This is a genomic window from Azohydromonas sediminis (assembly GCF_003574675.1).
GTDB lineage: Bacteria > Pseudomonadota > Gammaproteobacteria > Burkholderiales > Burkholderiaceae_C > Calidifontimicrobium > Calidifontimicrobium sediminis.
The window spans coordinates 83782-96348 of record NZ_QOAZ01000003.1; the positions used below are offsets into that span (position 1 = coordinate 83782).

Sequence of the window (12567 nt, forward strand, 5' to 3'; positions counted from 1 at the left end):
CCCCATCGCGCGGGCGGGTGCCGCGCCGCGGCGCCCACTCAGCGCGGCGGCTCGTCGGCGCCGCGCAGCCGCACGTCGAGCACCTGCGCACTCGCCTCGCCGTCGGCCCACACCGCGTGCACGCGCTGGCCGGACGCGAGCGCCGCAGCCGAGACGATCGGCCGCCGCGCCTCGTCGGTGACCCACGCATAGCCGCGCGCGAGCACCTGCGCCGGGTCGAGCGCGGCCAGCCGCGCCTGCCACGTGTCCAGTGCCGCGCCGCGCCGCTGCAGGCCCGCGTGCACCGCCCCGCGCAGACGCGCCGCCAGCAGCGGCGCGCGTCCCTGCTGGCGCTGCAGCGCCTGCCGCAGCGCCGCGAGCAGACGCTGCGCGAGCAGCGCGTGGCGCTGGCGGTGCGCCGCCAGCAGCGCCGACGGCCGCGCGAGCTGCAGCGCGCGCTGGTCGAGGCGCTGCGCGTGCGCATCGAGGGTGCGCCGCAGCGGCCGGTGCAGCCGCAGCGCCAGCGCGTCGAGCTGCTCGAGCGCTTGCCGCTGCGACGGCGCGGCGAGCTCGGCCGCCGCGGTCGGCGTCGGCGCGCGCAGGTCGGCGGCGAAGTCGGCCAGCGTGACGTCGGTCTCGTGGCCGACGCCGCACACCACCGGGATCGGCGACGCGGCGATCGCGCGCACGACGCGCTCGTCGTTGAATGCCCACAGGTCTTCGAGCGAACCGCCGCCGCGGCAGACGATCAGCGTGTCGACCTCGGCGCGCCGCGCCGCGGTGCCGATCGCCGCCGCGAGCGCCGGCGGCGCGTCGGGGCCCTGCACCGGCGCCGGGTAGACGACGACGCGCACCTGCGGCGCGCGCCGCGCCAGGGCACTGAGCACGTCGTGCAGCGCCGCGGCGGCGAGCGACGTGACGACGCCCACGGCGCGCGGGAAGCGCGGCAGCGCCCGCTTGCGCGAGGCGTCGAACAGGCCCTCGGCCTCGAGCCGGGCCTTCAGGCGAAGGAACTGTTCGTACAGCGTGCCCTCGCCGGCCGGGCGCATCGACTCGACGACGAGCTGCAGCTCGCCGCGCGGTTCGTACACCGCCAGCCGCCCGCGCAGCGTCACGCGCTGCCCGTCGCGCGGCACGAAGTCGAGCAGCGACGCCGCGCGACGGAACATCGCGCAGCGCAGCGTCGCGGCGTCGCCGTCGGCGTCTTTCAGCGTGAAGTAGCAGTGCCCGCTGGGCGCGCGCGAGAAACCCGACAGCTCGCCGGCGACGGCCACCGCGCCGAAGCGCGCGGCCAGCGCATCGCCGATGGCTAGCAGCAGCGCCGCGACGCCCCACACCTGCGGCGCGGACGCCGACGGTGCGTCAGCCAAGGCGCACCCGCCCGGTGCGCGCGCGCCGGCGCCGCGAGAACTCCACAAGGAAGACGCCGCTGCGACGCCGCCTCGCGAACGCCGTCACAGTGCTGTCACTTCCGTGCAAGTGCTTGATGTGCAATGGTTTTTCGCTGCTCAAAGCTTGTGCAGACCGACCGGTGTCGCGTCGTCGCGCGCCTTTGGCGCAGGCGTCGACGCGTTGCCCACAATGTTGTCCACAGAAACGGTGGATTGTCGGCCAAAGCGCCGTCAGTTGCGGCCGGTCGCGCGCAGGGCAACGGTGATAATCGCGCCCGCCGACCCCGCATCATCCAGGCGCCGAGCCGCGCCGACGCACAACGAGGACGCCGTTGATCTCGATCATCCAAGCCGCCGGCTGGCCGATCTGGCCGCTGATCCTGTGCTCGATCGTCGCGCTGGCGCTCATCATCGAGCGGCTGCTGACGCTGCGGGCCAAGCGCGTCGCCCCGCCGACGCTGGTCGACGAGGTCATCGGCGTCACGCGCAGCTCGCTGCCGCCGGCCGACGTCGTCAACAAGCTCGCCGAGAGTTCGGTGCTCGGCAGCGTGCTGGCCGCCGGGCTGCGCAGCGTCGTCGCCGACCCGCGCATCACCGAGGAGGCGCTGCGCCAGTCGTTCGAGAGCGCGGGCCGGCGCGCCGTGCACCTGCTCGAGCGCTACCTCAACACGCTGGGCACGATCGCCAGCGCCGCGCCGCTGCTCGGGCTGCTCGGCACCGTCGTAGGGATGATCGAGATCTTTGCCGCGCAGGGCGCGTCGGGCGTCGCGACCAACCCCGAGCAGCTCGGTCGCGGCATCTCGATCGCGCTGTACAACACCGCGTTCGGGCTGATCATCGCGATCCCGACGATGATGTTCTACCGCTTCTTTCGCGGCCGCGTCGACGAGTTCACGCTCGAGATGGAGCACGCGGCCGAGCGCCTCGTGCCGCACCTGATGCGCTTCGTCGTGCGCCCGCCGCAGTGAGCCACGGCCCGGCCGCGAGTCCGTCATGAACTTCCGCAAGCAGCGCGGCGAGGATCCGGAGATCAACCTGATCCCGTTCATCGACATCCTGCTGGTGATCCTCATCTTCCTGATGCTGACCACCACCTACTCGCGCTTCACTGAACTGCAGCTGACGCTGCCCACCGCCGACGCCGAGCGGCTGCAGCAGCGCCCGCACGAGATCGTCGTCGCCGTCGGCGCCGACGGGCGCTACGTCGTCGACCGCACGCCGCTGCCCGGCGGGCCGGCCGTCGAGGCGCTGACGCAGGCACTCGTGCAGGCCGCCCAGGGCCGGCAGGACCCGGTCGTCATCATCAGCGCCGACGCCACTGCCGCGCACCAGTCGGTCGTCAACGTGCTCGACGCCGCGCGCCGCGCGGGGCTCGCGCGCCTGACCTTCGCCGCGCAGACCGACGCGGCCGGCCGCTAGAGCGCCGCGCGGTGACCGCCGCCGGCCTCACCGGCCTCGAGGCACTGTGGCAACGCCACGCGTGGCGCGCGCGGCCGAGCCTGCTCGCGCGCGCGCTGCAGCCGCTGTCTTGGCTGTACGCCGCCGTCGCGGCGGTCCTGCACTGGCCGTACCGCGTGGGTCTGCGCCGCCCTGCGCCGCTGCCGGTGCCGGTCGTCGTCGTCGGCAACCTCGTCGTCGGGGGTGCCGGCAAGACGCCGACCGTGATCGCGCTCGTGCGCTGGCTGCGCGCCCACGGTTGGCATCCCGGCGTCGTCTCGCGCGGCTACGGCCGACGCGGTGACGCCGTGCGCGCCGTCGACGCCACCGCGACGGCGGCCGACGTCGGCGACGAGCCGCGGCTGATCGCGCGGCGCACCGGCGTGCCGGTCGTCGTCGGGCGTGACCGCGTCGCCGCGGCACGGGCGCTGCTGCGCGCGCACCCGCAGGTCGACGTGGTGGTCAGCGACGACGGGCTGCAGCACGACCGGCTGCCGCGCGACCTCGCGATCGTCGTGTTCGACGAACGCGGCATCGGCAACGGCCTGCGGCTGCCCGCCGGGCCGCTGCGCGCGCCGATGCCGCGCCAGGTGCCGCCGCGCACCCTCGTGCTGTACAACGCCGAGCGGCCGACGACGCCGTGGCCCGGCAGCTGCGTGCGCCGCGCACTCGCGGGGGCCGTCGCGCTCGACGCGTGGTGGCGCGGCGAGCCGCCGACGGCCGCCGCGCTCGCGGCGCTGCGCGGGCGGCCGCTGCGGGCCGCCGCCGGCATCGCGTCGCCGCAGCGCTTCTTCGCGATGCTCGAGGCGCAGGGCCTCGCGTTCGAGCGCCTGCCGCTGCCCGACCACCACGACTACGCGACGCTGCCGTGGCCCGCGGACACGCGCGACGTCGTCGTCACCGAGAAAGACGCCGTCAAACTCGACCCGGCGCGCGTCGGCGCGACGCGGGTATGGGTCGCCCCGCTAGACTTCGCGTTCGACCCTGCCTTCGACGCCGCGCTGGCCGCGGCGCTGCCGGCGCCCACCGAGACCCGACGATGACGCTCGACCACCGCCTGATCGAACTGCTGGTATGCCCGGTCTGCAAGGGGCCGCTCGAGCTGCAGCGCGACGAGCAGATGCGCCCGAGCGAGCTGGTGTGCCCGGCCGACCGCCTGGCGTTCCCGATCGTCGACGGCATCCCGGTGATGCTCGAGCAGGAGGCCCGCCCGGTCGAACTGCCGCCGACGCCCTGAGCACACAGGGGCTGCGGCGTGGGCTTCACCGTCCTGATTCCGGCGCGGCTCGCGTCGACGCGGCTGCCCGACAAGCCGCTGGCCGACATCGCCGGCGCACCGATGGTCGTGCGCGTCGCGCAGCGCGCCCGCCGCTCGGGGGCCACGGCGGTCGTCGTCGCCGCCGACGACGCGCGCACCATCGCCGCCTGCGCCGCGCACGGCGTGCGTGCGCTGATGACGCGCCCCGACCACGCCAGCGGCAGCGACCGCCTCGCCGAGGCGTGCGAGCAGCTCCGGCTCGACGGCGACGACATCGTCGTCAACGTGCAGGGCGACGAGCCGCTGATCGACCCGGCGCTGATCGACGCGTGCGCGGCGCTGCTGCGGCAGCGCGGCGACTGCGTGATGGCCACCGCGGCGCACGCGATCGAGTCGGTGGCCGACTTCGTCAACCCGAACGTCGTCAAGGTCGTCTGCGACGCGGCCGGCCGCGCGCTGTACTTCAGCCGCGCGCCGCTGCCGTGGTGGCGCGACGGCAACGCCGGCGGCATCACGGCGCTGCCCGCGCCGGCACCGCTGCGCCACGTGGGCCTGTACGCGTACCGCGCTGCGTTCCTGCGCCGCTTCCCGGCGCTGCCACCGTCGCCGCTGGAGACGGTCGAGTCGCTCGAGCAGCTGCGCGTGCTGTGGCACGGCGAGCGCATCGCGGTGCACGTGTGCGCCGAGGCGCCCGGCGCCGGCGTCGACACGCCGGCCGACCTCGAGCGCGTGCGCGCGCTGGCCGCCGACGCCGCGCAGGCACGCGCCTGGTGGGGCGACTGAGCGCGGCGGCGCGACGGGCACGGCTGTGCCGTCAGCCTCGCGCAGGGACCCGCGTGATATTCTCGATTCGAGACAAGACGCGAGGCCGGCTGGCCGAGGCCGCCCGCGCCGCACCGCCCACGACAACGCACGAGGACCCCCGATGAGACTGATCCTGCTCGGCCCCCCCGGCGCCGGCAAGGGCACGCAAGCGGCCTTCATCTGCCAGCGCTTCGGCATCCCGCAGATCTCGACCGGCGACATGCTGCGCGCCGCCGTCAAGGCCGGCACGCCGGTCGGGCTGGCGGCCAAGCAGGTGATGGACGCGGGGCAGCTCGTCAGCGACGACATCATCATCGGCCTCGTCAAGGAACGCATCGCGCAGCCCGACTGTGCCAACGGCTTCCTCTTCGACGGCTTCCCGCGCACGATCCCGCAGGCCGAGGCGATGAAGGCCGCCGGCGTCAAGCTCGACGTCGTGCTCGAGATCGACGTGCCCGACGCCGCGATCATCGAGCGCATGAGCGGGCGGCGCGTGCACCCGGCGTCGGGGCGCACCTATCACGTCAAGTTCAACCCGCCGAAGGTCGCCGGCAAGGACGACGTCACCGGCGAGGACCTGATCCAGCGCGACGACGACAAGGAGGAGACGGTGCGCAAGCGGCTCGAGGTCTACCACGCGCAGACGCGCCCGCTCGTCGACTACTACTCGCAGTGGGCCGCCACCGGCGACCCGCAGGCGCCGCGCTACCGCCGCATCGACGGGCTGGGCAGCGTCGACGAGATCACCGCGCGCGCGATCGCCGCGCTCTCCTGAGTCCTGCCGCAGCCCGCGCCGAGCCGCCTTCGGGCGGCTTTTCGCTGCGCGACAATCGACGCGAACGTCAATCCGTCCCACCGTTTCACGAGGAGCGTTTCCCATGGACATCGCAGGCAAGGTCTTCATCGTCACCGGCGGCGCGTCCGGTCTGGGCGAAGGCACGGCGCGCATGCTCGCGCGCGAGGGCGGCAAGGTCGTCATCGCCGACCTGCAGGACGACAAGGGCCGCGCCGTGGCCGCCGAGATCGGCGGCGCCTACGTGCACTGCGACGTCAGCCAGGAGGCCGACGCGCAGGCCGCGGTCGCGCAGGCGGTGTCGATGGGCAAGCTGATGGGGCTGGTCAACTGCGCCGGGATCGCCCCGGCGATGAAGACGGTCGGCAAGGACGGCGCACACTCGCTGGCCGTCTTCACGAAGACGATCATGGTCAACCTCGTCGGCACGTTCAACATGATCCGCCTCGCCGCCGAAGCGATGGCGAAGAACGCGCCCGAGCCCACTGGCGAGCGCGGCGTGCTGATCTCCACCGCGAGCGTGGCCGCCTACGACGGCCAGATCGGGCAGGCCGCGTACAGCGCGAGCAAGGGCGGCGTCGTGGGCATGACGCTGCCGATCGCGCGCGACCTCGCGCGCAACGGCATCCGCAACATGACGATCGCGCCGGGCATCTTCGGCACGCCGATGCTGTTCTCGATGCCCAAGGAGGTGCAGGACGCGCTCGCCGCCAGCGTGCCGTTCCCGAGCCGCCTGGGCACGCCCGAAGACTACGCGAAACTCGTCAAGCACATCATCGAGAACGACATGCTCAACGGCGAGGTGATCCGCCTCGACGGCGCGATCCGCCTGGCGCCGAAGTGACGCCGGTACACGGCCCGCGCGACGGCCTCAGAACCTGAGGTCGACGCTCGCGTAGAACGTGCGCCCGCGCGGGTCGTAGTAGCGGTCGTCGTAGCCGAGCGCGAAGCCGCCGCCGGCCGACAGCAGCGAGCGCGGCGGCGCGCGGTCGGCGACGTTGAGCACGCCGAGCGTCAGCGCCGACGCGCGGCCGACCTGCCAGCGCGACTGCCAGTCGAAGGTCACGTGCGAGCGCACGTGGCCGGCATAGTCGATCGGCTCGCCGGTGGCGACGTCGAAGACGACGCCGTCGTCGGCGCTGTACGTCTGGTCGCGGTAGCCGCTGCGGAAGTTGACCGCGAGCGCGTGCGTCCAGCGGCCGGCGGCCAGCGCGTTGACCCAGCGCCCCTGCCAGCGGAACGTCACCGCGCCGTCGGGCCCGAAGCGCCCGAGGCTGCTGTGGTACGCGCCGCCGGGCACGAACTGGTAGGCGTCCTTCAGGTGGTGCGTCAGCGCGAGCTGGCTGGTCCACACGCCCACGGGCAGCCGCGCGCGCGCGCGCACGTCGACGTCGATGCCACGCTGCACCTGCTCGCCGAGGTTGCGGTTGGGCAGCAGCATCGCGAGGTAGGTGGTGCCGGTGGCGTCGGTGTAGGTCGTGAACAGGTCGCGCCAGGCCAGCGGGTCGGCGAAGATCGTCGCGTCGCTGACCTGGCCGATCGCGCGGCGCACCCGCACCTGCCACAGGTCGGCGCCGATCGACAGCGCGTCGAGCGGCTCGACGCGCAGGCCCAGCGTCCACTGCAGCGACTTCTCGGGCTTCAGCGCGGCGTTGCCCTGCGCGTAGACGTTGTACTGCGAGCCGTCGGGCGGGCACACGGCGCCGAGGTCGTCGGCAATGGCCTGCAGCTCGGGCGTGCAGTCGTAGTAGCTCAGCGTCGCGCCGTAGAGCTGGCGTGTGGCCTGCACCTGCGACAGCGTCGGCGCCTTGAACCCGGTGCCCACCGACCCGCGCAGCAGCCAGTCGCGCCGCGGCTGCCAGCGCGCCGACAGCTTGGCCGTCGTCGCGGCGCCGAAGTCCGACGTCGTGTCGTGGCGCAGCGACGCGGTGGCCTCGAATGCGCGCGACAGCGGCGCGACCAGTTCGGCGAACACGGCGCGCAGCGTGCGCTCGGCGCCGTACGGGACGATGTCGGCGTCCTCGAGGAAGCGCGTGTCGCCGACGCCCTGCGCGAGCGGCGACGCCGTCTTGCGGTAGCTCTCGCGCGCGATGCCCACACCGGCGGCCAGCGCCAGCGGCCCGCCGGCGAGCGCGCCGATCTCGCGGCTGCCGCGCAGCTGCGCGGCCTGCAGCTGCGTGCGCCCGCCCTCCCAGAAGCCGGTGATCTGCGCGTCGGCCAGCACCTGCCGCGCGGCGTCGGACTGCTCGCCCGCGGCCACGTAGGGGTCGATGACGCCGCCGAGCAGGGCGTCGAGCACCGGCGTGCTGCGCAGGTGGCCGCGGCGCAGCAGCGTGGCCTGCCGGTTCTGCGAGTGCGTCAGCGTCGCGACGTAGTCCCACCCGGCAGCGATGCCCTCGACGCCGAGCACCGCGTGGCGCGCCGTCGTGCGCTCGTCCTGCTTGCGGCGGCCGGCGTCGGCCAGCCGGTACAGCACGAAGTCGTCGTCGAGCTCGAGCGCCGGCGCGCGCACCGGCGTGATGCGGCTCGTCGTCGTCGTGCGCGCGGCGAGGAACTCGCCGAACAGGTGGTGCCCGCCGGCGAGCCGCATGCTGCCCTGCGCGAGCAGCGTCGCGCGCTCGCGCGCCGGCAGCGCCTGCGTGTCGGCCTGCGTGTCGTAGTAGCACCAGGCGCCGCCGTAGTACGCACCGAGGTCGACGTGCTTCGGCGGGCAGCTGCCGTTGGCGAGCAGGTACGGGTTGACGAAGTCGTCGCCGGCGGTGATGACGTTCGCCGGCGTCGCGTACACCGAAGGCAGCAGGAACACCGCATCGCGGCCCCGGTAGCGCAGCGGAATCACGCTCGAGCGCGCGAAGCGCCGCTCGCTCGCCTCGAGCGCCGTGCGGCGCTGCAGGCCGAGCGCGACGGTGACGTTGTGGCCGTCGGCGCCGAAGTCGCCGAAGCCTTGCGCCAGCGCGACGCGCTGCTCCTGCGCGCCACCGGACGGGACCCACAGGCCGGCATCGACACGCGCGTCGGCGAAGTGCCGCCGCGTGACGACGTTGACGACGCCGGCCACCGCGTCGGCGCCGTACAGCGCCGACGCGCCGTCGGCGAGGATCTCGATGCGCTCGACGGCGGCCAGCGGGATCGTGCTCAGGTCGATGCCGGCGAACGCGCCAGTGATCGTCTGCCCGGCGAACGGCGCGAGCCGCCGCCCGTTGAGCAGCACCAGCGTGCGGCCCTCGCCGAGGTTGTGCAGCGACGCACCGGCGAAGCCGGTGCCGCCGCCGCCGACCGACGCGGCGTCGTTGGTGAAGCCGTGCATCGCCGGCAGCGACTGCACGAGTTCCTCCAGCGACGTCGCACCCGACTGCTCGATCTGCGCGCGCGTGATCGTCTGCACCGGCAGGGCCCCCTCGGCGGCGATGCGGCGCACCGCCGAGCCCGTGATCTCGATGCGCTGCGCGTCGCCCGGCTGCGCCTGCGCGACCGCGCAGACGGCCACGAAAGCGGCGCCGATCCGCGCGCGCCGGTGTGCCCTCCTCGTCGTCATCTGTGCTGTCGACCGCGTGTTCCGCTCATGCGGCGGGCCGCGACGTCGCCGGACCTCGCCGTGCACCGGATTGTCCGTTCGTCGGCGGTCGACGCCGACTGCGGGCAAGCCCTACGGGCTCACCCTCGGCCATGCCCCCAGGCCAGCCACGCGGTGCGCCGATCGACGACGAGCTGCGCGCGCCGTCCCACCGGCAGCGACAGCTTGGTGCGCGGCACGTGGCCGATCGGCAGCCCGGTGACGATCGGTGTGCGCGTGACGCGGCGCAGGTGCGCGACGACGTCGCGCAGGCCGTAGCCGCGGTCCAGCGGCGACGGCTTCCAGCCGCCGAAGTCGCCGAGCAGCACGGCGCGCTGCGCATCGAGCACACCGGCGTGGTGCAGCTGCAGCAGCATGCGCTCGACGCGGTACGGGTGCTCGGCGACGTCCTCGAGGAACAGCAGCCCGCCGCGCACGCGCCGCGCGGGCCAGTGGCGCGTGCCGAGCAGCGAGACGACCATCGTCAGGTTGCCGCCCCACAGCGGCCCGCGCACGTCGACGCCGTCGAGCCCGGCCTCGGTGCGAAACCCGATCGCCTCCAGCTCGCCGGCCATCGCCTCGACGAAGGCGCCGACCGTCACCTCGTCGGTGCCGCCTTCGGCGTCGCGGCGGCCGAAGTCGTCGAGCGCCAGCGGTCCGGCCCAGCCGGAGACGCCCTCGTGCGCCCACAGCGCGAGCAGCAGCGCCGTCAGGTCGCTGTAGCCGACCCAGCGCGTGCCGCGCTCGACGCTGCGCGCGAGCAGCGCCCAGTCGAGCCGGTCGAGCAGGCGCGACAGACCGTAGCCGCCGCGCGTGGCCAGCGCGACGTGCGGCGCCGCGCGTGCGACGCGGTGCACCGCGGCCAGCCGCGTGTCGTCGTCGCCGGCAAAGCGCTGGTGCCGCGCCAGCGCCGCCTCGTCGACGTGCACGTCGAAGCCCAGCGCGGTCAGCCGCTTCACCGCGAGCTTCAGCGGCGCGGCGCGCGCCACCGCGCCGGAAGGCGAGAACAGGGTCAGCGTGCTCATGCGTCGGGGTTGAAGAGGTCGCCTTCGATGACGTCGCCGGTCGGGATCGGTGCGTCGTCGTCGGCCCCGGGGGGGCGACGGCTCGCGCGCTGCTGCGCGCGCCGCGCGGCGAAGAAGTCGCGCAGCAGCTGGCCGCAGGCCTCGCCGAGCACGCCGCCGCGCACGTCGGTGTGGTGGTTCAGACGGCTGTCGGCGAACAGGTCGACGACCGAGCCGGCCGCGCCCGTCTTCGGGTCCCAGGCGCCGAAGACGACGCGCTTGACGCGCGCGTGCATCAGCGCCATCGCGCACATCGCGCACGGCTCGAGCGTCACGTACAGCTCGCAGTCGGGCAGGCGGTAGTTCTCGAGCAGCGTCGCCGCGTGGCGCAGCGCGACGATCTCGGCGTGCGCCGTCGGGTCGTGCGTCGTGATCGGGCGGTTGTAGCCGGTGGCCACGACCTGCACGCCCGCGTCGGTGCGACGCACGATCACGGCACCCACCGGCACCTCGCCGACGAGCAGCGCGTTGTGCGCCTGATCGAGCGCGAGGCGCATGCCGGCGAGGTCGGGGTCTTCGGGCGGCGCGTCGTCGCTCATGGCATTTCATCGGGCCCCGCAGCCGCCTGCGGCAAGGCCCCCGGCGCACCAACGGCCACGCGCAGCGGGGTCGGTCGCACGGCGGAGGCCGCAGCGAACCGGCTCGACACCCCCACGGTCGGACGCCTCTGCCGGCTCCCGGACGGCTGGCCGTGAGTCTGGATCACTCCCACTCGATCGTCGCCGGCGGCTTCGAGCTGACGTCGTAGACGACGCGGTTGATGCCGCGAACTTCGTTGATGATGCGGCTCGAGACCTTCTTCAGCAGCGCGTACGGCAGCTCGGCCCAGTCGGCGGTCATGAAGTCGCTCGTGTGCACCGCGCGCAGCGCGACGACGTGGTCGTAGGTGCGGCCGTCGCCCATCACGCCGACCGACTTGACCGGCAGGAACACCGCGAAGGCCTGGCTCGTCAGGTCGTACCAGCTCTTGCCGGTGGCCTCGTCGGTCCACGCGCGCAACTCGTCGATGAAGATCGCGTCGGCGCGGCGCAGCAAGTCGGCGTACTCCTTCTTCACCTCGCCGAGGATGCGCACGCCCAGCCCCGGGCCCGGGAACGGGTGGCGGTAGACCATCTCGGCCGGCAGCCCGAGCGCGACGCCGAGCTCGCGCACCTCGTCCTTGAACAGGTCGCGCAGCGGCTCGAGCAGCTTCAGGCCGAGCGTCTGCGGCAGCCCGCCGACGTTGTGGTGGCTCTTGATCGTCGTGGCCTTCTTCGTCTTCGCGCCGCCGCTCTCGATGACGTCGGGGTAGATCGTGCCCTGCGCGAGCCACTTCGCGTTCGCGAGCTTGGCGGCCTCGCGCTGGAAGACCTCGACGAACTCGGCGCCGATGATCTTGCGCTTGGCCTCGGGGTCGGCCACACCGGCGAGCTTGCCGAGGAACTGCTCGCTCGCGTCGACGTGCACGACCTTCGCGTGCAGGCGGCCGACGAACATGTCCATCACCATCTGCGCCTCGTTCAGGCGCAGCAGCCCGTGGTCGACGAAGACGCAGGTCAGCTGGTCGCCGATCGCGCGATGGATCAGTGCGGCGGCCACGCTCGAGTCGACCCCGCCCGACAGGCCGAGGATGACCTCCTCGTCGCCGACCTGTGCGCGGATGGCCTCGACGGCTTCGGCGATGTGGTCGCGCATGATCCAGTCGGGCTTGGCGCCGCAGATCTGCAGCACGAAGCGTTCGAGCAGCGCGCGCCCCTGCACCGTGTGCGTCACCTCGGGGTGGAACTGCACGCCGTAGTAGCCGCGCGTCTCGTCGGCCATGCCGGCGATCGGGCAGCTCGGGGTGGACGCCATCAGCTTGAACCCCGGCGGCATCTCGGTGACCTTGTCGCCGTGGCTCATCCACACCTTCAGCATCCCGTGGCCTTCGGGGGTGCGGAAGTCCTCGATGCCGTCGAGCAGCTTCGTGTGGCCGCGCGCGCGCACCTCGGCGTAGCCGAACTCGCGCTGGTCGCTCCACTCGACGGTGCCACCGAGCTGCGCGGCCATCGTCTGCATGCCGTAGCAGATGCCGAGCACCGGCACGCCGAGCTCCCACACCGCCTGCGGCGCACGCAGCTGGTGGTCCTCGTAGGTGCTGCCGTGGCTGCCCGACAGGATGATGCCCTTCGGCGCGAACGCGCGGACGAACTCGTCGCAGACGTCGTTCGGGTGGATCTCGCAGTACACGTGCGCCTCGCGCACGCGGCGTGCGATCAGCTGCGTGACCTGCGAGCCGAAGTCGAGGATCAGGATCTTGTCGTGCATGG

The 12567-nt window shown here is 73.6% G+C and carries 12 protein-coding genes; 7 read left to right on the plus strand and 5 right to left on the minus strand.

Annotated elements, in window-relative coordinates:
- Nucleotides 1-38: 38 nt before the first annotated feature.
- Nucleotides 39-1349, minus strand: coding sequence for an exodeoxyribonuclease VII large subunit (gene xseA / locus DRV96_RS18515; protein ID WP_235823256.1), 1311 nt, complete (start codon nt 1347-1349; stop codon nt 39-41).
- Nucleotides 1350-1702: 353 nt separating this feature from the next.
- Here xseA and DRV96_RS03100 point away from each other — a divergent pair, with 353 nt between their 5' ends.
- The 7 genes from DRV96_RS03100 (at nt 1703) to DRV96_RS03130 (ending at nt 6506) form a co-directional block, all read left to right on the plus strand.
- The gene (locus tag DRV96_RS03100) at nt 1703-2338 is read left to right on the plus strand and encodes a MotA/TolQ/ExbB proton channel family protein (protein ID WP_119287626.1); all 636 of its coding nucleotides are present in this window, start codon (nt 1703-1705) and stop codon (nt 2336-2338) included.
- Between the two features lie 25 nt (nt 2339-2363).
- Nucleotides 2364-2789, plus strand: coding sequence for an ExbD/TolR family protein (locus tag DRV96_RS03105; RefSeq protein WP_119287629.1), 426 nt, complete (start codon nt 2364-2366; stop codon nt 2787-2789).
- Between the two features lie 11 nt (nt 2790-2800).
- Nucleotides 2801-3850, plus strand: coding sequence for a tetraacyldisaccharide 4'-kinase (gene lpxK / locus DRV96_RS03110; protein WP_119287631.1), 1050 nt, complete (start codon nt 2801-2803; stop codon nt 3848-3850).
- A complete protein-coding gene (locus DRV96_RS03115) occupies nt 3847-4044 on the plus strand; it encodes a Trm112 family protein (protein ID WP_119287634.1) in 198 nt (65 codons plus the stop codon). The genes lpxK and DRV96_RS03115 overlap by 4 nt, the downstream gene beginning before the upstream one ends.
- 18 nt (nt 4045-4062) lie before the next feature.
- Complete coding sequence (gene kdsB / locus DRV96_RS03120; RefSeq protein WP_119287636.1) at nt 4063-4848, plus strand: 3-deoxy-manno-octulosonate cytidylyltransferase; 786 nt, start codon at nt 4063-4065, stop codon at nt 4846-4848.
- Nucleotides 4849-4990: 142 nt separating this feature from the next.
- Entirely contained in the window at nt 4991-5644 is a 654-nt protein-coding gene (gene adk, locus DRV96_RS03125; RefSeq protein ID WP_119287638.1) for an adenylate kinase, read from the plus strand.
- A gap of 103 nt (nt 5645-5747) precedes the next feature.
- Entirely contained in the window at nt 5748-6506 is a 759-nt protein-coding gene (locus DRV96_RS03130; protein WP_119287640.1) for a 3-hydroxyacyl-CoA dehydrogenase, read from the plus strand.
- Nucleotides 6507-6533: 27 nt separating this feature from the next.
- Here the strand turns inward: DRV96_RS03130 and DRV96_RS03135 are convergent, their stop codons facing one another.
- From DRV96_RS03135 to guaA, 4 genes are all read right to left on the minus strand, one after another.
- Complete coding sequence (locus tag DRV96_RS03135; protein WP_162910928.1) at nt 6534-9149, minus strand: TonB-dependent receptor domain-containing protein; 2616 nt, start codon at nt 9147-9149, stop codon at nt 6534-6536.
- 167 nt (nt 9150-9316) lie between these two features.
- Nucleotides 9317-10240, minus strand: coding sequence for an LD-carboxypeptidase (locus DRV96_RS03140; RefSeq protein WP_119287645.1), 924 nt, complete (start codon nt 10238-10240; stop codon nt 9317-9319).
- Nucleotides 10237-10818, minus strand: coding sequence for a tRNA adenosine(34) deaminase TadA (tadA, locus tag DRV96_RS03145; RefSeq protein WP_119287647.1), 582 nt, complete (start codon nt 10816-10818; stop codon nt 10237-10239). The genes DRV96_RS03140 and tadA overlap by 4 nt, the downstream gene beginning before the upstream one ends.
- A 163-nt stretch (nt 10819-10981) precedes the next feature.
- A complete protein-coding gene (gene guaA / locus DRV96_RS03150; RefSeq protein WP_119287649.1) occupies nt 10982-12565 on the minus strand; it encodes a glutamine-hydrolyzing GMP synthase in 1584 nt (527 codons plus the stop codon).
- Nucleotides 12566-12567: the final 2 nt, after the last annotated feature.